We start from the raw sequence: 23,752 nt of genomic DNA, 5'->3' as shown, positions 1-23,752 counted from the left end.
CTCCTCGCAAATAGTAATGTTAAATGATTTTTGAGGAGTGAAGAATATGAACTATAAAGCGATAGTATCAAGTGCGATGATGGCTTTAGTGATTACAGGTTGTGCAACTAATGATAACGAAGATGCCAGTGAAAATCTTGGCCTGAATCGTACTCATCAGGATAATTTAGATAATCCGATGAATGTAGGCGACACAAGGCAAAATGTTAATAATGTTAATAATGGTGATAATGATAATGGCATAAACGGTATGAGGGTCTCCGAGGATATCTCAAATCGAGTCGAAGCCTTGAAGGAAGTAAGTAACGCAAATGTCATCGTGACTGAAAATAATGCCTATGTAGGCGCAGTATTAAAAGACGGCGGGGAAAAGGATATCTCGAATGACCTTAAAGAAAGGGTTGCTGATGCAGTAAGGGAAGCCGATCCATCTGTAGACCAAGTTTATGTGTCGGCAAATCCGGACTTTGTTCAAAGAATGGATGGGTATGCGAATGATATCGAGAATGGAAAACCCGTTGAAGGATTTGCTGAAGAGTTCCGTGAACTTGTAACACGGATTTTTCCAAGTCCAAGGTAATTGGTAATCATTAAAGAAATAAGATGAAAAGACTTATCCGGTGGATTCCGGATAGGTCTTTTCCTATTTTAAAGATAACTGTAGATCCATGACTAACTTTAAATAGGGTGGTTACAATAATCGAATGAAAGAAAAACTTTGTAATGGGGGTGGGATGGTGAGGTTATTTAAGGGCAGGAGGGAAATGGATTCAGCATCCTTTCAGGTTACTTCCAAGGATTTTCAGGAACTCCTTAAAAAGTTTAAAGCATCTAATGATTTTCTTACCTTTCAATTCCCGAATGATGATGGCTATATTATCTCCTACTTCAATTCACTGGTTAGTGCACAACAGCTCCATGAACAAGTATTGGCAGTCATGTCGAATCAACCAAAGAAGGTACTTAAGCAACTAAAAGGCGATATTCCGATGGAAGATATGAAATTGACGGCTGATCTAAAAGACATTCAAAGATTGGTTTTGGCAGGATCGATCATGATTCAATACAAGCAAGATGATGAAATGTGTTTGCTCATTCCATGTGTTCACAGTGTGAAAAGGCAAATTTCCACACCCGAGTCGGAGTATACGGTCGTTGGGTCCAAGGAGGCCTTTGTTGAATCGCTTGATTCGAATTTGAATCTGATCCGTAACCGGTTGCCCACTCCTGAATTGCAGTCCAAGGAATTTCGGGTCGGGAACATCTCGCAAACAAGGATAGCGGTACTCTACATAGATGGGGTGGTTAATCAACAGATCATTAAGACAGTCATGCAGAGAATAGAAGATATAGAATATGATACGATCGTCGATATTTCGTTCGTAAGCCAGATGATCACGGATAATCGGAATTCGATGTTTCCGCAACTGATTGATACGGAGCGGCCTGATCATCTGGCCAGTGTATTATCGGAAGGGAAAATAGGCATCATGCTGGATGGATCTCCTCATGCATTGGTTGGTCCCAATACCATCATTTCATTCTTCTCGTCATTTGAAGATTATTTTCAAATTTGGAATCTCGGTACTTCCTTCCGTTTGATTCGGCTTTTCGCCGTGCTGTTTTCCGTTTTGTCTTCACCTCTGTATGTGGCCGTTTTAACCTATCATTATCAAGTGATCCCAACGGATTTACTGCCAATCTTAATATCATCCAGGGGAGTGATCCCTTTTCCGCCGATCTTGGAAGCGATCGTGCTGGAAGGGACGATCGAATTGCTGAGGGAAGCGGCGGTCAGGCTGCCTGCTAAGGTTGGCTCCACCATCGGCATTGTTGGCGGCATAGTCATCGGTACAGCCGCTGTGGAAGCGGGATTTGTCAGTAATGTCTTGTTGATGCTTGTCGCTTTGGCTGCCTTGGCTTCATTTACGGTGCCGATTTACCAAATCAGCAATACGATTCGCCTTATCCGCTTTCCCTTTCTAATTGCTGCCCAGTTATACGGGCTGTTTGGAATAGCTTTATGCAGTGCATTCATTTTAAGTCATTTATTGAAATTGACTTCGCTTGGCAGTCCTTATTTAGACCCGCTTTACCCGTTAAGAATTCATGACTTTAAAGATAGTCTGATTCGCCTCCCTTTTTCAAAGCAGAAAAAACGCCCGCAGTTTCTGCGGACGGAAAATCCACTAAGGATAAGGAAGGAAGCGGAAACACGAAACCCCCATAATGATATCGATGAATAAGGAAGTAGAAAGCGGTGAGAAGGTATGGAAGTCAAACCAAATGAAACTAAACTAATATCTCCATTTTTTGTTTTTTTCCTCATGCCCGGCATGCAGATTGGAGTAGGGATATTGGGGTTTGAACGGATCATAGCGAAAGAGGCAGGCCAAGACGCATGGATATCGGTCCTCCTATCAGGGTTGATCATAAATGTTCTGCTTTGGATGTGTTTCAAGCTTTTGGGCAGGGGCCCCCAAACACTTGATTTGGTTGCCATCCATGAGGATTTGTTTGGTAAATGGGTCGGAAATGTTTTCAATATGTTATTCATCCTCTACTTTATAATGATTTCCATCATTCTTATAAGGACTTATTTAGAAGTCATACAGGTTTGGATGTTCCCTGGTGTCAATGTCCTGATGCTGATAACCATCATTCTTATTCTCGTGTATAGTTTTGTGGAAGGAGGTTTCAGGGTCATTACCGGTTTTTGCATAATCGGGCTTATTATCGGATCGCCATTATTCCTTTTGAATTATTTTCCATTGCAGTACGCCCACTTTGAAAATTTGGGTCCTTTTCTTGATCATTCTCTTTTGGAAATCATGAAGGCCTGTAAAAAAATGACCCTGAATTACCTTGGTTTTGAATTAGTCCTCATTTATTATCCTTTCATTAAAAATCGTGAAAAATCTCAAAAGTGGGCCCACTTAGGGGCGTTGTTTACTATGGTGATATATTTAGTATCCATACTTGTTTCATTAGCCTACTATCATCAAGATCAGCTGAAGGATGTAATTTGGGCAACTTTGACGTTATGGAAAATTGTAGACCTTCCATTCATTGAAAGGTTCGAATACATAGGGATTTCCGTTTGGCTGTTCATGGTGCTGCCGAATGTTTGCATAGGGGTTTGGGCAGCAAGCAGGACAGCGAAAAGAGTATTCGGATTTAGACAGAAAAAGATGTTGGTTCTCATTCTGATCATCATCTTAGTTTCCTGCATTTTTTTGGATAACCGCTATAGAATCGATAAGTTTAACACAATCAGTTCGCAAATCGGTTTTTTTATCGTTTATTTGTATCTTCCTCTCCTATTTATATGGCAGTCGATCGTCTATAAAGTTAGGGGTCATAAATCATGAAAATCAAACTTCTATTGATAACATTAGCAGGCTTTTTGATGGCGGCGTGCGGCGTGGAAAAGCAAATATTAGAAGATATATTAATTGCTGAAGTCGTAGGTTATGATGTTGCCGAAGACAAAAAAATCAAAGGTACGGTCGTTGTCAGTGTTCCTCAGCCTGGGGAGGAAGCAGATCTGGGTAAAGAAGTATATGAAGCGAACTCCCATGATATAAAGGCGGCCCGCCAGCAAGAAAATGCAAAAACACCATACCCGATTGTCGGCGGGAGACTGACAGTCATTCTATATGGTGAAGAATTGGCAAGTAAGGGGTTGAATGATTATGTCGATACATATAGGCGTGACCCAATGGTGGGAAGGGATTTGTATTTAGCGGTCGTTCATGGCAAAGCGGAGGATGTAGTTAAAATGGAGCCGAAGTTGATTAAAACTCCAGGGGTTCAAGTGAAAGAGCTGATCGAACAGAACATAAGGACTAATTTGCCTGATGCAGATCTTCACACGTATTTATATGCGTGTCATGGTAAAGGAATCGATCCGGTCTTGCCCTTATTGGAAACAGCAGGAGACCAAATACGGGTAAGAGGGATCGCCTTGTTTAAAAAGGATCGTTATATTGGTAAATATATCCCTTATGAAGACGGCTTTTTATATAAAGTCCTTAGTGAAAACTTTAAGCTGGGGAGTTATGAAATTAAATGGAAGGAAAATGACTTTACCGATATCAATAACGTGGAGTCACGTGTCCAATATCATATTTCGAATGCCAATCAAGACCCCAAGGTCAGGATTGAAGTGAAAATGAAAGCGAGTCTGCTAGAGGTCCAAGGCTATGACTTGGGCAAAGCGGTCGACCTGAATAAAATAGAGTCCAGGGCCGAGCATGTCATTGGTAAAAAATTAAATGAGATGGTAACCATGTTTCAGGTGAACCATGTAGATCCGATTGCACTCGGTGATCACGCTAAAAGTAAAACAAGAAATTTCGATCAAAAACATTGGGAGGAGGCATATCCCGATATTCCAATTGAGGTCGATCTGGATATTGAAATGATTCAAACGGGAATAGCTGAATAAAAGTAGAATATTCTGGAGTTTCCCCCTTTATAATAGGGTATTGGTGTAAGGATTGTGTCAATGCGGCTAAAAAAGGGGGAAAAGCATGGACAAAGCATGGTGGAAAGAGGCAGTTGTGTATCAAGTGTATCCAAGGAGTTTTATGGATAGTGATGGCGATGGTATTGGTGATATAAACGGGATTTTGATGAAGCTAGATTATTTACAAGAGCTGGGTGTGAACGTGATATGGCTATCCCCAGTTTATCAATCTCCCAATGATGACAATGGGTACGATATCAGTGATTATAAAGCAATCATGACTGAATTCGGGACCATGGCCGATTTCGATAGGTTGTTAAAGGCCGTTCATGAACGTGGAATGAAGATCATGATGGACCTGGTGGTCAATCATTCTTCAGATGAACATCCATGGTTCGAGGAATCCCGATCCTCAAAAGACAATCCGAAACGTGATTATTATATTTGGAAACCTGGCAGGAATGGGAAAGAGCCAAATAATTGGGAGTCGATTTTTAAAGGTTCAGCATGGGAATATGATGAAGCAACCGATGAATATTATTTACATTTATTCAGCAGGAAACAACCGGATTTAAACTGGGAGAACCCTAAGCTCCGTGAAGAAGTTTACAGCATCATGACTTGGTGGCTGGATAAGGGTGTCGATGGCTTCCGGATGGATGTCATCAACTTCCTTTCAAAAGATCAAAGCTATTCAGATGGAGCCGTTCATCATGAGAAGCAGTTTGGTGACGGAAGCCCGTTTTTCCTGAATGGCCCGCGCATACATGAGTTTTTACAGGAAATCAATCAAAGGGCACTTTCTGGATATGACGTGATTACGGTTGGGGAAATGCCAGGCGTCACGCCGGAGGAAGCGCAATTGTTCACAGGTAAAGATCGTGGTGAGCTACATATGGTCTTTCAATTCGAACATATGGATTTGGGGAGGGGACCAGAAGGGAAATGGAGTAACGATAAATGGAAGCTAACCGATTTAAAGCGAATTCTCTCTAAGTGGCAGACTGGTTTGGAGGGGGATGGCTGGAACAGTTTATACTGGAACAACCATGATCAGCCCCGGGTTGTCTCAAGGTTTGGTCATGATGGGAAGTATCGTATTGAAAGCGCTAAGATGCTTGCCGCTTGTCTTCAGATGCTTCAAGGTACACCTTATATATATCAAGGCGAAGAATTGGGCATGACCAATGTTGCATTTGAAAGCATCGATGAATACCGGGATATCGAAACATTGAATTCATATGACGAACTCGTCAATTCTCATGGCTGGTCGAAAGAGCGGATGATGTCAGCCGTCCATGCCCGCAGCCGGGATAATGCGAGAACACCGATTCAGTGGAATGACTCCCGGAACGCAGGGTTCACGCAAGGGACTCCTTGGATTAAGGTTAATCCCAATTTTCCCGAGATTAATGCAGAAAAGGCCTACAATGATCACAATTCCATTTTTCATTTTTATAAAAAGCTTATCCAAATACGCAAGGAACATGATATCGTCGTTTATGGCCGTTTTGAACTGCTGTTGCCGGATGATGAACGAATATTTGCCTACACGAGATCGTTGGAAGAAGAAAAGCTGTTGATACTATGCAACTTTAAAGAAGAGCAGGCTCCCTATACTTTGCCTGAAGAGCTGCATGCATATTCTGCCACAAGGCTGATCGGCAATTATGATCAGGAGGAAGAAGGAATCTCCAGCAAACCCCTGCAACCATATGAATGCCGTGTTTATCATTTGAAATGAAAAAAGGACCTGTTCTTCTCTCCGTTTAGAGAAGAACAGGTCCTTTGCGTATTATTTTGATTTAAGGTCACATTCCTCTAGGGGAATGATTTTCGTTTTATGCTTAATTTTATAGCCGAACCATAGGACGAAAAATAGAATCAAGCCAATGTAGGAAACGAACATTGAATTCCAGTCAATCCCATCGCTGCTGAAAGCCTGATAGCCTTGTCCGATGATAATGATAATACAAAGGACAAGTGCGAATATAGGCCCGAATGGGAAGCCTTTTGCACGGAATGGTAAATCATTCATATCAAGGCCTTGTGCAGCGTAGGCTTTGCGGAACCGATAATGGGCAATCGCAATCCCTACCCAGGTAACGAATCCCGCCATGCCTGAAGCATTCAATAACCAGATATAAACGACGCCATCACCGAAAAATGAAGCTAAGAATGCAACGCAGCCAACTAATGAAGTCACGATAAGTGCATTCACAGGTACTCCTCTTTTATCTAACTTGCCTAGGAATTTCGGTGCTTTCCCATCACGTGCCAAGTCCCATAGCATACGGGTTGAAGCGTACATGCCAGAGTTACCTGCAGAGAGTACGGATGATAAAATGATCGCGTTCATGATGGATGCAGCAAATGCAAGGCCGGCCCGTTCAAATACAAGCGTGAATGGACTTACGGCAACATCTTGACTCAATAAACGTGAATCCGTAAACGGAATGATCATTCCAATAACGAAAATTGCAAGGATATAGAACAAGAGGATGCGCCAGAAAACGGATCTAATCGCTTTAGGGATATTTTTTTCTGGATCTTCACTTTCACCAGCAGTCACTCCAAGCAATTCCGTTCCTTGGAATGAAAAGCCGGCAGCCATGAATACGCCTAGAATCGTGAAGAACCCTCCGTTAAAGGGACCTTCGCCCATTGTGAAATTGGAAAAACCAATTGGGTCATTCCCACCCATGATTCCGAGAATGATCAGAACACCCGTAATCAAGAAAATGACGACTGTCACGACCTTGATCATGGCGAACCAGAATTCTGTTTCCCCGAAACCTTTAACTGACATGTAATTGATAAGAAACATAGTGATTAACGCAATGGCACTCCAGATAAATGAAGGGCTATCCGGGAACCAGAACTTCATAATTAAGACAACGGCTGCCAATTCGGCGGCAATGGTGATTGCCCAGTTATACCAGTAGTTCCAACCAATCGCAAAACCGAAAGACGGATCGACGAATTTGGATGCATAGACACGGAACGAACCGGCCACTGGCATGAACGCTGCCATTTCTGCAAGACTTGTCATTAAGTAATAAACCATGATGCCGATGACCGCGTATGCCACCAAGGCCCCGCCGGGTCCGGCTGAATGAATGGCCCCGCCACTAGCTAAAAATAAACCTGTTCCAATCGTTCCACCTAATGAAATCATCATTAAATGACGCGCTTTCAGGCTCCTTTTCAGTTCAGTAGGGCTTGATGGTGATTGTGAATTTGACAATTGATGTTACACTCCTTTTTATTGGAAGGGAACGAAAAATAAAAAAACAGCAGTCGAAAAAGATCGACGGCTGTTTATAATAAACCCGTTTATCCTTCCGAAGATAGCTCCCCACGCTTTTTGAAAAAACGTGACAGTGGTGTTCCTGTTCGGTAACACCGCCAGCAAGAATATACATGGAATATACCCTAACTTCGGCAACTTATCCTTTCAAACGGAGTCTTTAATTTTCCAGAATCTCGTCCGCTTTACTTTTATAAGCTGCAGCCTCTAACTCATCGGTAAATGAGGAAGTATTCAATTTTCTAATATCGTTGCGCCAGCTTGTAAGTGACGTCGGACGATTGTACTCATGAAATTCATGCAATCGTAAAAGATTGCTAGTAATTGAGTAAACTTTACTATATCAAAATTATAAAATAACTTTTGGGATATCGCAATGATTATTTTATGTGGTTATTTTTTCCTAGTAAATGAAAGATGGCAGTAAGGAAGAATTCAAATATAAAACATCCTGATAACTAAACGGTACTCCTTTTTATAAGGGCGTAGTCCAGTTTTACATGTTTGACCACTTCAGGATTCTCAAATAGATCCACTGCCATTTTACCAATCCATTCCAGCGGTAAGGAAATGGTCGTGATGTCGAGCATTTCACTCAGGCTATCATTATTGAAGCCGAGAATGGCCACATCTTCCGGTACCCTTATACCCGATTTCTTAGCGGTAAGAATGAAGCCTGCCGCCGTGTCATCATTCGTGATGATGAGAGCTTCAGGTTTGTCCATCATTGAATTCCAATCCTTAAACAATTGTTCACCGTCTTTGATGTGATAACTGCCTTCAAACAGCCATTCTTTATTGTTTATCAGTTTATGTTTTCTCATGATATCGTTAAAGGCCTTTGTACGATGGGAACTATTTCTGCTCTTTTTACGGCCGAGGCTGTATCCGATTTTCTTATATCCTTTAGCAATCACGTACTCAAGGGCACAGGAGAAAGCTGCATAATGATCAATGCTGATGGATGAGAATTCAGCCTGGGCTGTATCTTCACATAAAATAATCGGTCCGTATTTTTGATAATCCAAGAGGATTTTCATTTCCGAAATCCTTGAACAAACGATAATGCCATCGAGCTGCTTCATTTGCAGCATATTAAAAGCCTGGATCTCTTTCTCCCTGTCATAATTTGTTTGAAAGATGACGATATGACAGCCAATTGCATTTGCCTGTTTAGTAATTCCGTTAACGATTGCCCCGTAATATGGGTGATTGTTGAAGGGAATGATGACGCCGATAAGATTGGTTTTGCCTTTTGAAAGATGAATGGCGTTGATGTTTCTCGTATAATTCAAACGATCGATCGCTTCTAAGACGCTCTTTCTTTTATCGGGGCTTACATATGGATGATCATTCAATACACGAGACACTGTTGAGACAGATACACCAGCACATTGAGCTATTTCTTTAATATTTGTCATGGTATCACCGTTTTTTCTTTTTTTATATTGTACAGTATGAAACCCATTTCAGGGCAAGGGAACAGTGTGGGACTGCTGAAGATTTATTCTAATAAGGTCTTGTTATGGTATTGGTTTCATCCTTTAAGATTGGTTTAAGTCTTAGAGGAGGAGGAAATCATGATGTTCCAAACTTTAATCACCCTGTTTGTGCTTTGCGGAATTGAATTGGGATTTGCGTACTTGGCAATTTCCTTGAAACAGGAAAAATGAGTGGAAATGCCCGTCAATAATTCCGCGGCATTACGCGTGGAAACCGCGTTTACTCATGAATTTCACGTCGTCCAGAAATAGCTCCCTTAGTTTATGTTCACCATTAAAACTCCACAATATAAATATAACTTCATCGTACGGAATGACTGACTGTCAGGAAGCTGCCTAGTAGCTTCCTGACAGTTTTTGCTGTGTGTAAAAGTCATTCACCTTTTTGAAATGTTTAAAAATAGTTGCACTTTTTTGTATATTTGTGTATAGTATAAAATAAGTTGTGTAGAGGAAACTTTTTAGCATTTGCGACAATGTAAAAAAATTTACACTTAGTTTTGCACATGGCAAACTATTTTAGAAAGATGAAAAAGGGAGGGAATATGGATGGGTTTTCTAAAATCTATTGGGGGCGTGCTTGCTGCATTGCTGATTTTAACGGGGTGCGGCAATGATACGGCCGATAGGGATAAAGGCAATGGCAAGCTGAATGTCGTTACAACAACGGGAATGATTGGGGATTTGGTTGAGAATATCGGCGGTAAACATGTCGAGGTCACCAGTTTAATGGGACCGGGAGTCGACCCCCATCTATATAAAGCGACACAGGGTGATGTTAAGACACTGGATTCGGCTGATATGATTTTTTATAATGGATTGCATCTTGAAGGGAAAATGACGGATATATTTGAAATGATGAGCAAGGATAAACCGACGATTGCGGTAACGGAGGACTTCAAGGAGAACCAGCTACGCAAAGTGAGTGCAACGGAACATGATCCCCACGTATGGTTTGATGTAAAGCTTTGGATCGTTGCGGCGGAGGCAGTGAAGAAAGAATTGATTGCCAATGATCAGGAGCATGAAGCAGAGTATCGTGAAAATTATGAGGAGTACATTCTGCAATTGGAGGAACTTGATAAATATGTTCAAGAGGAAATTAATAAAGTACCGGAAGATCAACGGGTGCTCGTTACAGCACATGATGCTTTTGGATACTACGGGCAGTCATATGGCCTGGACGTAAGAGGGCTCCAAGGAATCAATACATTATCGGAATATGGATCAAAAGATGTGACGGATATGCGGAATTATCTAGTGGAGAACAAAATAAAAGCGATTTTCATAGAGTCAAGTGTACCAAGGAAGGCTATCGAGGCTGTCATTCAAGGAGCAGGTAAGCAGGGTCACAAGGTGGAAATCGGCGGGGAATTGTTCTCGGATGCAATGGGTGAAAAAGGGACGGAAGAAGGAACGTATATCGGAATGGTCCGTCATAATACCGACACCATCGTCCGTGCTTTGAAATAAGGGGGAGAAACTATGAATCAAGCAGCTTTGAAGGTCGAGAATTTAACGATTGCTTATCATAAGAAGCCGGTTGTCGAAGATGTCTCATTTGAGGTGCCGGAAGGAAATTTAATTGGTATCATTGGCCCCAATGGAGCAGGGAAGTCCACTTTGATAAAGGGAATACTCGAATTGATCCCAAAAATATCAGGACAAATCACAATAAAGGGTTCTACTTATAAATCGATGAGGAAGAGTATCGGGTATGTACCACAGCGGGAGTCAGTGGATTGGGATTTTCCGACCAACGCACTCGATGTCGTGATGATGGGCAGATATGGTCATCTCGGATGGCTGAAGCGGCCAGGTAAGTCCGAAAGACAGAAGGGGATGGAGTGCCTGGAAAAGGTGGGGATGGCTGAATATGCTAACCGCCAGATCAGCCAGCTATCAGGCGGACAGCAGCAACGGATATTCCTGGCCCGTGCATTGGCACAGGAAGCGGATATTTATTTTATGGATGAACCGTTCGTAGGGGTGGATGCCGCAACGGAGAAAGCAATCATACAATTGCTGATGGAATTGAAGGAAAAAGGCAAAACCGTTCTGGTTGTGCACCATGATCTATCCACCGTGAAGGAATATTTCGACTGGACGATGTTATTGAATAAAAAGGTGATGAAAATAGGTCCGACAGAGGAAGTGTTCATTCCCGAATACTTACAGGCAACATATGGAGGCCGCCTAGCGATAATCTCAGACACAAAGTCCGGCCTTTTATTAAAATGAGGTGCACACGATGAACATACTGGATATTATTACTGATCCAAATACAAGGTGGATATTGCTTGGCACGATGTTTCTCGGATTAAGCAGCGGGGTCATCGGGAGCTTTGCCTACCTCAGAAAGCAGTCTTTGCTTGGTGACACGCTCGCACATGCAGCATTACCCGGTATCTGTGTGGCCTTTATGTTAACTGGAGTGAAATCCACTTCCTACTTTCTAATAGGTGCTGCACTGGCTGGCTTAGTGGCTGTCTTCTTGATCAGTGTGCTTACGAGATATAGTAAGATCAAGCAGGATGCGGCCTTGGGAATCGTATTATCTTCCTTCTTTGGCTTCGGAATTGTCATGCTTACGCAGATCCAGCAGAGCGAGTATGGAAACCAGAGTGGATTGGATACGTTTTTATTCGGACAGACGGCGTCAATGGTCATGTCCGATGTGTATATGATGATGACGGTTTCCTTTATTCTCATATTCACTTGTACCGTATTTTTTAAAGAATTCAAATTACTTTCCTTTGACCCTGGGTTTGCTAAGGGGATGGGATTGCCGGTTGTTTTTCTGGATTATTTCATCATGATGCTGATCGTGGCAGCTGTAGTGATCGGTATCCAGGCTGTAGGCGTCGTATTGATGGCATCTTTACTGATCACGCCTGCGGTTTCTGCCAGGTATTGGACTGAGCGGCTGCATATCATGGTCATCCTGTCTGGTATATTCGGAATGTTGAGCGGTGTTTCTGGAACGTTGATAAGTACATCGGTCAATGATTTGCCAACAGGACCGTTAATTGTCTTATCCGCGACGGTATGGTTTTTCTTTTCCATGCTTTTTGCACCTAAACGCGGAGTGCTTTCATCTGTATGGAGAAGGGTATCGACGAAAAAGAAATATTCTCTCGAACAGGATAGAAGGAAAGGGAGCCACTCATCATGAATGATTTTTGGATTATCTTAGTCGGAGCATTAGTGGCGGGTTCTTGCAGTGTATTAGGGTGTTTTTTGATAGTCAGGAAAATGACGTTGATTGGGGATGCAATCAGTCATTCCGTTTTGCCGGGAATCGTATTGGCATTTTTAATAACCGGAACCCGTGATTCGGTTCCAATGCTGATCGGGGCTGCTGCGCTCGGCTTGCTTACCGTATTCTTGATCCAGCTTTTCCAATCGTCGGGCGTTCAATCCGACGCGGCGATCGGGATTGTATTCACTTCCCTTTTTGCAACGGGGATCGTACTCGTGAGCCTGTATACGCAACAAATAGATTTTGATCTTGAACATGTCCTTTATGGCGAAATAGCTTATTCTCCCTGGAACACGATGACAATCGCGGGAATCGAAGCTGGACCAAAAGCTGTTTGGATAGTCGGCAGTTGTTTTATCCTGAACCTCATACTGATTTTCCTTTTCTTCAAACAGTTTAAACTCGTTTCATTTGATCCATCACTTGCGGCTGCAATGGGGATTCCTGTACTGTTCTTTCATTACTTATTGATGAGCCTCATTTCACTGACAACTGTTGCTTCTTTTGATAGTGTAGGCTCCATTTTAGTAGTTGGAATGCTCATCATACCTGCGGCAACAGCTTATCTGCTTTCAGACCGTTTAAGCAGCATGATATGGGTCAGTATCGGGGTAGGGGTGCTAAGTTCCGTCATCGGCTACTATTCTGCCACCATTTTGGATGCCTCGATATCAGGCTGCATGGTGGGTTCGGCCGCCATATTATTCGGATTGGCCTTTCTCTTCTCCCCAAGCCATGGATTGGTCAGCCTATTGCTGAAACGGAGAAAATCAAAGGAATCACATGCATAGCTCTCCATGCCTACAGGCTTCATGGAAATAACTCCATGAAGCCTGTAAACTATTCTTCTATATAGTTGTGATTTTATTTGTTTAAAGTATAATGAATAAGTGTATTTATAGATATATCGCAGGAGCCTTTTTAAGGGAGAGTTAAGTATGGAAGAACAAAATAAATTTTCATCACGAATAGATTTTTCTTTGGTCACAATATTGCTGTTATTATGCGTTGGAAGCTGCTTAGCAATCTATAGTGCCCAAACGACTGGACAGTACGCTGAAAACTTCTTAATTAAACAAATTTTTTGGTATATAGTTGGAATCGGAATCGTATTAGGTTTCATCACCTTGGATTCTGATCAGTTGAAAAAAATATCTTGGTACGCCTATGGCTTCGGATTATTTTTGCTTTTTTTGCTGATCATTATGCCGGAAAGCATCGTTCCTGTCCGTAATGGTGCGAAAAGTTGGTTCATCATTCCGGGAATCGGTTCGATTCAGCCATCGGAATTCATGAAGGTTTTCCTCATCCTGGCTTTAGCGAATGTTATCTCAAACCATCATCTCAAAAACACGCTGAAAACGATTCAAACGGATATCTGGCTGCTTATTAAAATCGGTCTAGTGACCGGTGCCCCCTTATTGTTAATCATGCAACAGCCGGATTTGGGCACCTCGCTTGTCATCATGTCCATCATGCTCGGAATGATTTTCATCTCAGGGGTAACATGGAAGATCCTGCTGCCAATCGTTTCGGGAGGAATTGTCATCGCTTCAACGGTCCTGTACTTTGTACTTTGGAAGCCGGAAATCCTGGAAAAATACCTAGGGGTAAAATCCTATCAATTCGGCCGTATCTATTCTTGGCTGGACCCATATAATTATGCCAGCTCCGAAGGGTATCACTTAACAAAATCCTTACTGGCCATCGGCTCCGGCCAGACCACAGGCAAGGGAATCGGCTCGAGGGAAGTGTATTTGCCTGAGAGTCATTCGGATTTCATTTTCAGCATCATCGGTGAAGAATTCGGCTTCATCGGATCAAGTATCATTATTTCCTTGTTTTTCCTATTGATTTACCATATAACAAAAACGGGAATGGACACGAAAAATAACTTCTATACATATATCTGTGTTGGCGTTATAAGCATGTTGACGTTTCACGTTTTTCAAAATATCGGCATGACTGTAGGCCTTTTACCGATAACGGGGATTCCGCTTCCATTTATCAGTTATGGAGGAAGCTCGCTGATGGGGAACATGATGGCCATGGGCTTAATATTCAGCATTCGGTATCACTATAAGAAGTATATGTTTTCAACGGATATCTAAATATAAAGCCGGCCCCGATGGGCCGGTTTTTTTTGTAGCAAAAAAACAAAAGGAGCAGAATCCACTCCCCTGAATGTTTGCTTATTGAATGTTCGTTCCAGATGGAAATTGATTTTTATAATCGGAAAATTGTTGATACGATTGGCCTAAGTTGGTAGCTTGCGCCTTTTCTAAACTATACCAGCCTTTTTCGAACATAAGGTTATAGAGTTCACGCTGCATCTCCTGATTTTCTTTGGCAACGGAGAAAATGTCTTGGAATAATGCTTGGTTACTCATTTCATGCAGGGCAACGGAAAGGGAGTTGCAAAAGTACTTTTCAGTTGAAAGCATATCGTTTATAAAATCCCTGTCATTCATTTGCGGTGTCTTTGCCACGGGAGATTCTGGATTTTGGACTTTGTTTTCATTGGGCATCAAGAACCCTCCTTTACTGGTATTGTTGTTGACCCTGATTTTGGTCGGGGTTCAAATGTTTCAAAATGGTATCGTAATGGCGTTGATGCATGAGTCCGCACCGATTTAACGCATCAATGATTTGCGGGTCCTTGCATTGTGTGGCAAAAAAATGTGCTTTTTTAACTGCATTCAGATTCCATGCAAGCATATCTGTTAAGTATAAGCTATCTTTCACCGTGACCATTTCCGGCGGCTGTTTCATAAAGCCGGTGGACTGCTGTTGGCTGTTAAACGAATTTTGCTGTTCCATCATTGCTACCTCCTTAAGTGTTCTTTAAACGAGCTTAATTTTCCCTTCTGGATTTTTTTTATTCTTGATTCTAAATATCTGAAAAGTGAATTAAATGGTAAAATAATCTTGTGCATCTATTTTCCAAAATGATTTGGAGGGGAATGCAGATGGAAAGAATATTGAAAAATCTATTCCTTTTTTTATCAAAGAACAAAGGCATGACAAAGGCAGCGAAAAAATACGGGCTGCGGTTTGGGGCATCTCGTTTCGTGGCAGGAGAATCCTTGGATATGGCATGTGAAGTGATTGCAGATCTTAACCGGAAAGGGCTTGCCGTCACCATTGATTATTTAGGTGAATTCATTGAAGATGAACAAGAAGCAGGGAAGATGGCAGATGAGTGCATTGAAGCAATCCGCATGATTGGCAGAAATGAACTGGATTCACAGTTATCCCTGAAGCTGACCTCGATGGGCTTGGATGTGTCCGAACGAGTCGTAATGAATAACATGCGGAGGATCTTGGATGAAGCTAAGGCCCATCAGGTTTTCGTGACGCTTGATATGGAAGATTTTCCGCGCTGTCAGCCGACTTTGGATGTATTCAAAAATCTAAAGTCTGAATATAATGAATTGGGGACTGTCATCCAAGCTTATCTGTATCGGACTGAGAAGGATATTGAGGAGCTGGATGCATACCATCCGAATCTAAGGCTTGTTAAAGGGGCTTATAAAGAACCAAGTGAAGTGGCTTTTCCCGAGAAAAAAGATGTGGATGAGAATTTCAAGAAAATCATCAACAAGCATATGCAAAATGGCAATTACACAGCCGTTGCCACGCATGATGACAAAATCATTGATTATACGAGGGAATTGGTCAAAGATCAGGGAATTCCCCGGGATCGATTTGAATTCCAAATGTTATATGGTATCCGCAATGAAAAGCAGCTCGAACTTGCTAAAGAAGGATATAAGGTAAGGGTGTATGTTCCTTATGGTACGGATTGGTATGGATACTTCATGCGCCGCCTTGCGGAGAGACCGGCCAATATTGCTTTCGTTTTAAAAGGCCTATTCAAGAAATAGGAAGCGAGAGCCGCCCCGGATAAGGGACGGCTGCTCAAATTAAGAAGGATTATCTTTTGAACTGATTGTTCTGGCTGTTCACTTTATTGATTCCGTGTTGACGTTCAGCGCCAGGGCCGGCGTTGCCTTTAACGCTTGCTGCGCTTACGGCTGCTTTAGAAGGATTATCTTTACGCTTCATTATATAAGTCACCTCCACCCCGGTTATTTTTTACTGAACGGAGGAGAAATAACCAAAGGAACTCGGAGAAAAAAATATTTTTTTCCTGTTTAATCATTGCGGAATTTCCAAATATATTCTATATTAGTAATAAGAAAAAATATTCAAAATTTTTTTGAATTAAAAATGAATGAGCATTCATTCAATAAATTGCGTAAGGGGGATATGAACTTGGTTCGACAAATACGAAAGGCTGCTGTTCTAGGGTCAGGAGTTATGGGATCAGGGATTGCTGCACACCTTGCTAACATCGGCATTCCGACTTTATTATTGGATATTGTACCTCGTGAACTCACTGAGGATGAAAAGAAAAAGGGACTGACATTAGATAATAAACAAGTGCGTAACCGCATCAGCCAAACAGCGATTACGAAACTTTTAAAACAGAAACCAGCTCCGCTTTCAGCTAAGGGAAACATTGCGTTGATCGAGGCAGGAAACCTGGAAGATGATATAAGTCGTTTAAAGGATGTCGATTGGATCATCGAAGTGGTCGTTGAGAAGCTTGAGGTTAAGCAAAGTGTGTTTGCCCAGGTTGATCAGCATCGTAAACCAGGAAGCATCGTTTCATCGAATACCTCCGGAATTTCAATTGAAGCGATGGCAGAAGGCCGTTCGGAGGACTTTCAAAAGCACTTCCTGGGAACCCACTTCTTCAATCCGCCGCGTTATCTTAAGTTGTTGGAGCTCATCCCGACTGAAGCAACTTCACCAGAAGTGCTCGAATACATGAAACGATTCGGCGAAGATGTACTGGGAAAAGGTGTCGTCGAAGCCAAGGATACCCCTAACTTTATCGCAAACCGCATTGGAACTTATGGTTTATTGGTCACTCTGCGGGAAATGCAAAAAGGCGGATACAGTGTTGGTGAGGTCGATTCGGTTACAGGTCCGTTGATTGGAAGGGCAACTAGCGCGACTTTCCGGACACTTGATGTGGTTGGATTGGATACCTTTGCACATGTTGCCAGAAACGTATATGACCAGGTGGATGGAGAAGAAAAAGAAGTTTTCAAAATACCCGATTTCATGAATGAAATGCTTAAGAATGGGTGGCTTGGAAGCAAGTCAGGCCAAGGATTTTTCTTGAAAAAAGGAAAGGAAATCCTTGAACTGAATCCCGAAACCCTTGAATATGATGCACGAAAAAGATTAAAAACGCCTTCCATCGAAATGGCTAAACAGGCCAAGGGCTTGGAAAATAAAATGAAAGCGCTTGTTTATAGCGAAGACCGTGCCGGCCAATTACTTTGGAATGTTCTGAATCCGGCGCTTGTGTATTCTGCCCAGCTGCTTGGGGAGATTGCGGATGATATCGTGGCGATCGATCAAGCGATGAAATGGGGCTTCGGATGGTCCACAGGCCCTTTTGAAACATGGGATGCGATAGGGGTAGAAAAATCGGTAGCCCGAATGGAAGCGGAAGGCATCACCGTTCCGCAATGGGTGAAGGATATGCTCGCTAAAGGCATCACTTCTTTCTATAAAGAAGAAAATGGCATAGTTCACTATTATGATAATGGTGAATATAAGGAACTTGTTGCAAATCCTAAAGTGATCAATCTTAAAGCGATCAAGAAGCAAAAAGGCGTAATCAAGAAAAACAGTGGTGCAAGCTTGATGGATATCGGCGATGGAGTGGCTCTTCTTGAATTCACTTCACCGAATAATGCAATCGGTCTGGATATCATCCAAATGATCAATGCGGCGGTCGACGAAGCGGAAGCGAATTTTAAAGGCTTGGTCATCGGAAACCAAGGAAAGAATTTCTGTGTAGGCGCTAATATTGCAATGATGCTGATGGAAGCGCAGGATGACAATATTTTTGAACTCGATATGGTCATCAGCCAATTCCAAAAGGCGATGCTTAAAATCAAGTACAGTGCAGTTCCTGTAGTGGTTGCCCCGTTTAATATGACACTTGGCGGGGGTGCTGAAGTGTCCCTTCCGGCAGCGCGCATTCAGGCAACGACTGAAACGTATATGGGACTAGTGGAAGCTGGTGTAGGTTTGATCCCAGGCGGCGGCGGGACTAAAGAACTTTATGTGAAGACGTTGAGGAATATGCCGAAGGGCGTCGACTTCGACTTACAGAAAGTGGCCAACCGAGTATTTGAAACGGTCGCCATGGCAAAAGTTTCAACCTCCGCCGAGGAAGCTAGAGGGAATAATTTCCTTAATTCAGCGGACGGAATAAGCGTGAATGCGGATCATCAGCTATATGATGCGAAACAGGCGGTACTTTCCATGCATGAACAAGGTTATACCGCTCCTGCCCGCACAAAGATCCCTGTCGTAGGTGAAACGGGATATGCCGCACTTCTTTTAGGGGCGGAATCCATGCGCCTTTCAGGATTCTTATCAGAACATGACCTTGTCATAGCCAAAGAGCTTGCATACGTCCTGGCAGGGGGGAAACTCCCATTTGGCACGGAAGTAGATGAACAGTATATCTTGAACCTAGAAAAACAGGCATTCCTAAAACTGATTTCGACTCCGAAATCCCAGGCTAGGATGCAGCATATGCTTGTTAAAGGCAAACCACTCCGTAATTGAAATAGACGAAGAAATGGCCAAAACAAAGATTAATAGATCGATAGCTTAAAAATGAGTAAGGGGGATCCTCATGAAAGAAGCGGTAATAGTAGCTGGAGCAAGGACTCCGGTAGGAAGAGCGAAAAAAGGTTCTCTTGCCAGTGTACGTCCTGATGATTTAGGGGCTCTTGTTGTAAAGGAAACGTTAAAGCGTGCAGGGAATTATGAAGGCACCATCGATGACCTGATTATCGGTTGTGCAATGCCTGAAGCGGAGCAAGGATTGAACATGGCTCGTAACATTGGGGCATTGGCAGGATTGCCTTATACAGTACCGGCCATAACGATTAATCGTTACTGTTCAAGCGGGCTGCAAAGCATCGCTTATGGAGCGGAAAGGATCATGCTCGGCCAAAGTGATACTGTCATTGCAGGCGGAGCGGAATCCATGAGCCTTTTGCCAATGATGGGCCATGTAACTCGTCCGAACGCGAGACTTGCGGAAACGGCACCGGAATATTATATGGGTATGGGCCACACTGCTGAAGCCGTTGCAAAAAAATACGGCATTTCCCGTGAAGATCAAGATGCATTTTCTGTTCGTAGTCATCAAAAGGCGGCGAAGGCCATTGCAGAAGGAAAGTTTTCGGATGAGATCGTACCGGTTGACGTAACCCTTCGTTCAGTGGGACCAGATCTTAAGTTAAAGGAAAAATCATTTAAATTTACACAGGATGAGGGCGTTCGTCCTGGCACCACTGCTGCAGTGCTAAAAAAACTAAGACCTGCATTCTCTGTTACAGGATCCGTAACAGCAGGGAATTCATCACAAACGAGTGATGGTGCAGCCGCGGTCATGGTCATGGATGGGGAAAAGGCCTCTTCATTAGGGATGAAACCGATAGGTAAGTTCCGTTCCTTTGCTGTAGCAGGAGTACCGCCTGAAATCATGGGTATCGGACCGATTGCAGCCATTCCTAAAGCTTTGAAGCTAGCGGGTCTTGAGTTATCGGATATTGGTTTATTTGAATTGAATGAAGCCTTTGCTTCCCAATCCATTCAAATCATTCGTGAGCTCGGTTTGGATGAAGAGATTGTCAATGTAAATGGCGGAGCCATTGCCTTAGGCCATCCACTAGGATGTTCGGGGGCAAAATTGACATTAAGCCTGCTACATGAAATGAAGCGCAGAAACCAACAGTTCGGAGTCGTGACAATGTGTATCGGCGGCGGAATGGGTGCTGCTGGAGTATTTGAATTATTGGCGTAATCCTACCCCTCCCGGAAGCTGTCATGCTTCCGGCGGGTTTACTATCTTAAATAATTAGGAGGAAATAACATGTCCAATCAAACTACAGATAACCTCATTAAAGGCGGAGCCTTTTTAGTAGAAGATATTACGTATGATCAAGTGTTTACACCGGAAGATTATTCTGATGAGCATAAAATGATCGCCAAAACTGCCGAGGATTTCGTAGTGAATGAAATTCTGCCGCAGGTTGAACATTTGGAAAACCATGAATTTGACCGTTCCGTTAAATTACTGAAGCATGCAGGTGAAATCGGTTTACTTGGTGCTGACGTTCCTGAGGAATACAGTGGATTGGGTCTTGATAAAATCAGTTCGGCATTGATTACAGAAAAAATGGCACTTTCAGGCGGCTTTGGAATTACGCATGGTGCACATGTAGGTATCGGATCTTTGCCGATCGTATTATTCGGGAATGAAGAACAAAAGAAAAAATATCTCCCTTTACTGGCAACGGGTGAGAAGATTGCTGCGTATGCCTTAACGGAACCAAGCTCAGGTTCAGATGCCTTGGGAGCAAAAACGACAGCGAAATTGAATGCCGAAGGAACACACTATATTCTAAATGGGGAAAAACAATGGATTACAAATGCAGGTTTTGCAGATGTCTTCTGTGTATACGCCAAAATTGACGGCGAACAATTCTCCGCTTTCATTGTTGAGCGTGATTATGATGGCGTATCAACTGGTGCTGAAGAGAAGAAAATGGGAATCAAAAGCTCATCTACACGTACATTAATCCTTGAAGATGTACATGTACCAGTCGAAAACCTTTTGGGTGTAGCCGGAAAAGGACATGTCATCGCTTTCAATATCCTGAATATCGGCCGTTATAAATTAGGCGTCGGTGCTGTCGGCGGATCTAAACGTGCCCTTGAGATTACAGCAGCTTATACGAATCAACGTCAACAGTTCAAAACGAAAATTTCCGATTTTAACTTGACGAAAGAAAAACTTGCAACAATGGCATCCAAAATTTATGCAGCAGAAAGCTCTGTATACCGTACCGTTGGCCTTTATGAACAAAGGCAAAGCAAATTGACGGATGAGCAAGTGAAAGATGGGAAATCAATGGCGGCAGCAATCGCTGAATATGCCATTGAGTGTTCATTGAATAAATTCTTCGCTTCCGAAGTGTTGGATTATGTTACGGACGAAGGCGTACAGCTTCATGGAGGCTATGGTTTCATGCAGGAGTATGAAATTGAAAAAGCATATCGTGATTCCCGGATTAACCGGATCTTTGAAGGTACAAATGAAATCAATCGATTGCTTGTCCCTGGAACTTTCCTGAAGAAAGCACTTAAAGGGGAATTGCCGCTTCTTCAAAAGGCTCAAAGCCTTCAAGAGGAATTAATGATGATGATGCCGGAAGAACCTGGCGATGAGCCATTGGCACAAGAAAAAATGCTTGTTAGAAACGCTAAGAAAATTGGGATTCTGGCAGCTGGCCTTGCTGCACAGAAATACGGCAAAGCTCTTGATCAAGAACAAGAGATCCTCTCCAACATTGCTGATATCGCATCCCTTGCTTATGCAGCGGAATCCGTGGTATTGCGTACGGAAAAAGCAATAGCAGCTACAGGTCTGGAGAAGAACAAACAAAAAGTGCTTTACACTGAAATCTTCGTTCAGGAAGCTTTCAATGAAATAGAACAGCACGCAAAGGAAACGTTAATCGCAGTGGAAACAGGCGATACTCTTCGCATCATGCTTGCGTCGCTCCGCAAGCTGACAAGACATAATCCGATCAATGTCATTGCGAAAAAGCGTGAAGCTTCCGTGAAGGTAATCGAAGCTGAAAAATATGCTCTTTAAGCAATGAATCATAATCAGTAAAGGGAATGCCCGAAAAGGCATTCCCTTTATTTCCTTTGATGAAATCGTATTGGAAATTCAAAAGACAATTCGTTGTATTGCGTGATGAAAACGGGTATTCTATTGATAGGTGGTGAAATGATGGGCTTAACATTATATTGGTACCCAAAATGCGGCACATGCCGTAACGCAAAGAAGTGGCTGGATAATCATGAACTGCAATATGAAGCAATCCATATAGCGGAAAATCCGCCTTCGCGAACAGAAATAGAACAACTATATAAAAACAGCAATTTGGAGTTGAAGAAGTTTTTTAATACTAGCGGTCAAAAATATCGCGAGCTGGGCTTAAAGGATAAGCTGAAAGAAGCTTCTGAAGCAGAGATGCTTGATATATTGTCCACAGATGGCATGCTTCTGAAAAGGCCGATTGTTACGGACGGCACCAAAGTGACGGTAGGTTTCAAAGAGGAGCAATTCGAACAGGTTTGGAACTGAAAATTTCTCGAAATATTTGGTTAATTCCTTACTTAAACAAACAATCTACCTTATAATGGAATAGATAAAATAAGATGTACATATGGAGGGTTAATAATGACAACAACACCAAAAGAACTTCGTTACACTAAAGAACATGAATGGGTCAAAACGGAAGATGGAACAGTGCGCATTGGAATTACAGCTTTCGCACAGTCCGAGCTTGGGGACATCGTATTCGTTGAGCTTCCGGAAATCGGCGATGAATTGAAAGCGAACGAACCATTCGGAAGTGTTGAATCCGTTAAGACCGTTTCTGAGCTTTATGCACCTATCAGTGGCAAGGTTGTTGAAGTAAACGAAGATTTAAGTGACAACCCTGAATATGTAAATGAGTCTCCTTATGAAAAGGCATGGATGGTCGTGCTTGAACCATCTAATGGCAGTGATATTGAAAACTTGATGAGCGCTGAAGAGTATGAGAGTTTAATCAACGGTTAAAAAGAATGAGAGGGGGACTGAAAAGGCCTGCTCTCTTTTTCATTTTGTACCGTGGCAGTTGCACACATAATTCGTGAGATGGAGTGATGACATGGAGTGGGGCGAATTCGATAAAGTGATCATTGTAGAAGGCAGTTCCGATAGAAGAAAAGTTGCCTCCGTTTTAAATGAAGATGTGGAAATAAGATGTACGAATGGGACCATATCATTAACTAAGCTGGATGAATTAGTGGATGAATTGATGGACCGTGATGTTTATCTCCTTTTTGACGCAGATGAATCAGGAGAAAAGCTCCGAAAGCAGTTCCGAAGGGAAATGCCTGAAGCGAACCACCTGTATATTAATAAAATGTACAAAGAAGTGGAAAGCTCGCCCGAACATCATATCGCAACTGTGCTTTTATCTGCCAATATGAATGTGAAAATGAAATTTTTAAGTCAAAGGGTGAACGACTAATTG

General features: G+C 42.5%; 22 protein-coding genes and 1 riboswitch. Of the genes, 17 read left to right on the top strand and 5 right to left on the bottom strand.

All coding sequences use genetic code 11. The features are described 5' to 3' along the window. Positions 1 to 46: 46 nt before the first annotated feature. The 5 genes from OSJ91_RS25835 (at position 47) to OSJ91_RS25815 (ending at position 6,215) form a co-directional block, all read left to right on the top strand. The gene (locus tag OSJ91_RS25835) at positions 47 to 580 is read left to right on the top strand and encodes a YhcN/YlaJ family sporulation lipoprotein (protein ID WP_413019913.1); all 534 of its coding nucleotides are present in this window, start codon (positions 47 to 49) and stop codon (positions 578 to 580) included. A gap of 184 nt (positions 581 to 764) precedes the next feature. Next, positions 765 to 2,246: a spore germination protein gene (locus OSJ91_RS25830; RefSeq protein WP_485890690.1), complete on the top strand. Its 1,482-nt coding sequence runs from the start codon at positions 765 to 767 to the stop codon at positions 2,244 to 2,246. Positions 2,247 to 2,270: 24 nt separating this feature from the next. Next, entirely contained in the window at positions 2,271 to 3,371 is a 1,101-nt protein-coding gene (locus tag OSJ91_RS25825; protein WP_485890689.1) for a GerAB/ArcD/ProY family transporter, read from the top strand. Then, positions 3,368 to 4,450 (top strand): Ger(x)C family spore germination protein, encoded by a 1,083-nt coding sequence (locus OSJ91_RS25820; RefSeq protein ID WP_485890688.1) that lies wholly within the window; start codon positions 3,368 to 3,370, stop codon positions 4,448 to 4,450. The genes OSJ91_RS25825 and OSJ91_RS25820 overlap by 4 nt, the downstream gene beginning before the upstream one ends. An 85-nt stretch (positions 4,451 to 4,535) precedes the next feature. Next, positions 4,536 to 6,215, top strand: coding sequence for a glycoside hydrolase family 13 protein (locus OSJ91_RS25815; protein ID WP_485890687.1), 1,680 nt, complete (start codon positions 4,536 to 4,538; stop codon positions 6,213 to 6,215). A 51-nt stretch (positions 6,216 to 6,266) separates the two neighbouring features. Here OSJ91_RS25815 and OSJ91_RS25810 read toward each other — a convergent pair whose 3' ends face one another. Together OSJ91_RS25810 and OSJ91_RS25805 are read right to left on the bottom strand one after the other, a co-directional pair. Then, entirely contained in the window at positions 6,267 to 7,718 is a 1,452-nt protein-coding gene (locus OSJ91_RS25810; RefSeq protein ID WP_485890686.1) for an amino acid permease, read from the bottom strand. Positions 7,719 to 7,814: 96 nt separating this feature from the next. Beyond that, positions 7,815 to 7,999: riboswitch (Lysine riboswitch) on the bottom strand. Positions 8,000 to 8,239: 240 nt separating this feature from the next. After that, entirely contained in the window at positions 8,240 to 9,202 is a 963-nt protein-coding gene (locus OSJ91_RS25805) for a LacI family DNA-binding transcriptional regulator (RefSeq protein WP_350300496.1), read from the bottom strand. A 630-nt stretch (positions 9,203 to 9,832) separates the two neighbouring features. Here OSJ91_RS25805 and OSJ91_RS25800 point away from each other — a divergent pair. The 5 genes from OSJ91_RS25800 to OSJ91_RS25780 all read left to right on the top strand — a co-directional run bounded on the left by OSJ91_RS25800 (position 9,833) and on the right by OSJ91_RS25780 (position 14,656). Beyond that, positions 9,833 to 10,756 (top strand): metal ABC transporter solute-binding protein, Zn/Mn family, encoded by a 924-nt coding sequence (locus OSJ91_RS25800; protein WP_350300495.1) that lies wholly within the window; start codon positions 9,833 to 9,835, stop codon positions 10,754 to 10,756. 12 nt (positions 10,757 to 10,768) lie between these two features. Further along, a complete protein-coding gene (locus tag OSJ91_RS25795; RefSeq protein ID WP_485890685.1) occupies positions 10,769 to 11,524 on the top strand; it encodes a metal ABC transporter ATP-binding protein in 756 nt (251 codons plus the stop codon). Positions 11,525 to 11,534: 10 nt separating this feature from the next. After that, positions 11,535 to 12,458, top strand: coding sequence for a metal ABC transporter permease (locus OSJ91_RS25790; RefSeq protein ID WP_350300493.1), 924 nt, complete (start codon positions 11,535 to 11,537; stop codon positions 12,456 to 12,458). Further along, on the top strand, positions 12,455 to 13,336 hold the full coding sequence (locus tag OSJ91_RS25785) for a metal ABC transporter permease (protein ID WP_485890684.1): 882 nt from the start codon (positions 12,455 to 12,457) through the stop codon (positions 13,334 to 13,336). Before OSJ91_RS25790 ends, OSJ91_RS25785 begins: the two co-directional genes overlap by 4 nt. Before the next feature lie 147 nt (positions 13,337 to 13,483). After that, positions 13,484 to 14,656, top strand: a complete 1,173-nt coding sequence (locus OSJ91_RS25780; RefSeq protein ID WP_350300491.1) for an FtsW/RodA/SpoVE family cell cycle protein — start codon at positions 13,484 to 13,486, stop codon at positions 14,654 to 14,656. 81 nt (positions 14,657 to 14,737) lie between these two features. Here the strand turns inward: OSJ91_RS25780 and OSJ91_RS25775 are convergent, their stop codons facing one another. After that, complete coding sequence (locus tag OSJ91_RS25775) at positions 14,738 to 15,073, bottom strand: spore coat protein (protein WP_485890683.1); 336 nt, start codon at positions 15,071 to 15,073, stop codon at positions 14,738 to 14,740. Positions 15,074 to 15,086: 13 nt separating this feature from the next. Continuing rightward, the gene (locus OSJ91_RS25770) at positions 15,087 to 15,365 is read right to left on the bottom strand and encodes a hypothetical protein (RefSeq protein ID WP_350302971.1); all 279 of its coding nucleotides are present in this window, start codon (positions 15,363 to 15,365) and stop codon (positions 15,087 to 15,089) included. A 149-nt stretch (positions 15,366 to 15,514) separates the two neighbouring features. On the opposite strand from OSJ91_RS25770, the gene OSJ91_RS25765 reads away from it, so the two are divergent. Beyond that, positions 15,515 to 16,432 (top strand): proline dehydrogenase family protein, encoded by a 918-nt coding sequence (locus OSJ91_RS25765; RefSeq protein ID WP_413019906.1) that lies wholly within the window; start codon positions 15,515 to 15,517, stop codon positions 16,430 to 16,432. A gap of 49 nt (positions 16,433 to 16,481) precedes the next feature. On the opposite strand, the gene OSJ91_RS25760 is transcribed toward OSJ91_RS25765, so the two are convergent. Next, a complete protein-coding gene (locus OSJ91_RS25760; protein ID WP_072273724.1) occupies positions 16,482 to 16,616 on the bottom strand; it encodes a YuzL family protein in 135 nt (44 codons plus the stop codon). A 207-nt stretch (positions 16,617 to 16,823) separates the two neighbouring features. Here OSJ91_RS25760 and OSJ91_RS25755 point away from each other — a divergent pair, with 207 nt between their 5' ends. From OSJ91_RS25755 to OSJ91_RS25730, 6 genes are all read left to right on the top strand, one after another. After that, positions 16,824 to 19,208, top strand: a complete 2,385-nt coding sequence (locus OSJ91_RS25755) for a 3-hydroxyacyl-CoA dehydrogenase/enoyl-CoA hydratase family protein (protein WP_485890682.1) — start codon at positions 16,824 to 16,826, stop codon at positions 19,206 to 19,208. A 70-nt stretch (positions 19,209 to 19,278) separates the two neighbouring features. Beyond that, positions 19,279 to 20,457, top strand: a complete 1,179-nt coding sequence (locus OSJ91_RS25750) for an acetyl-CoA C-acetyltransferase (RefSeq protein WP_485890681.1) — start codon at positions 19,279 to 19,281, stop codon at positions 20,455 to 20,457. A 69-nt stretch (positions 20,458 to 20,526) separates the two neighbouring features. Next, on the top strand, positions 20,527 to 22,314 hold the full coding sequence (locus tag OSJ91_RS25745; protein ID WP_350300486.1) for an acyl-CoA dehydrogenase family protein: 1,788 nt from the start codon (positions 20,527 to 20,529) through the stop codon (positions 22,312 to 22,314). A 141-nt stretch (positions 22,315 to 22,455) separates the two neighbouring features. After that, entirely contained in the window at positions 22,456 to 22,812 is a 357-nt protein-coding gene (locus OSJ91_RS25740) for an arsenate reductase family protein (protein WP_350300485.1), read from the top strand. A gap of 96 nt (positions 22,813 to 22,908) precedes the next feature. Continuing rightward, a complete protein-coding gene (gene gcvH / locus OSJ91_RS25735) occupies positions 22,909 to 23,292 on the top strand; it encodes a glycine cleavage system protein GcvH (protein ID WP_137016434.1) in 384 nt (127 codons plus the stop codon). Between the two features lie 91 nt (positions 23,293 to 23,383). After that, the gene (locus OSJ91_RS25730) at positions 23,384 to 23,749 is read left to right on the top strand and encodes a toprim domain-containing protein (RefSeq protein ID WP_048688210.1); all 366 of its coding nucleotides are present in this window, start codon (positions 23,384 to 23,386) and stop codon (positions 23,747 to 23,749) included. The last annotated feature ends 3 nt before the right edge of the window (positions 23,750 to 23,752 follow it).

This window comes from Bacillus sp. T-10(2022), assembly GCF_056502895.1.
This window is presented reverse-complemented; position numbering and strand designations above follow the sequence as displayed.